We start from the raw sequence: 466 nt of genomic DNA, 5'->3' as shown, positions 1-466 counted from the left end.
CGACAGCACCGTCGGCTCCAGGTATTCCCGAGTCAGCGCGAGGCCGGCTCCGAGGCCGAGGCCGCCCGCCAGCGCAGCGGCGACCAGGATCAGCCGCGGCGGCCAGCTCGCGTCCTGCGGCGGCCGGGCCGACGTGATGATGCGGGCATTCGAGCTGTCGATGCCCGACTGTTCCTTGATCTCGCGGGTGCGTACCAGGAAGGTGTTGTACACGGTGCGGGCCGCCTCGACCTCCCGCTCCATCTCGCGCAGCTGGACCGAGGATTGCGCGGTCACCGCCGACTGCCGCTGCAGCCGCTCCAGGTCGGCCGCGAGCGACTTCTCGTTGGCCTGGGCGCGCTGGTACTCGGTTTCGGCGGCACCGGCGATGCGGTTCAATTCGGCGTCGATCAGGCGGCGGACATCCTGCATCTGCGTGCGTACGGCGGCGATGTAGGGATGGCGCTCGCCGAGGTTGGTGCGCAGG

Annotated in this window: 1 protein-coding gene; it reads right to left on the bottom strand. The window is 70.6% G+C overall.

All coding sequences use genetic code 11. The features are described from left to right. Positions 1 to 466, bottom strand: a 466-nt coding sequence (locus JZ791_RS44245; protein WP_216903958.1) for a GNVR domain-containing protein, incomplete at both ends; no start/stop codon positions are given.

It is taken from the genome of Nocardia alni (genome assembly GCF_019038435.1).
Classification (GTDB): Bacteria; Actinomycetota; Actinomycetes; order Mycobacteriales; family Mycobacteriaceae; genus Nocardia; species Nocardia alni.
This window is presented reverse-complemented; position numbering and strand designations above follow the sequence as displayed.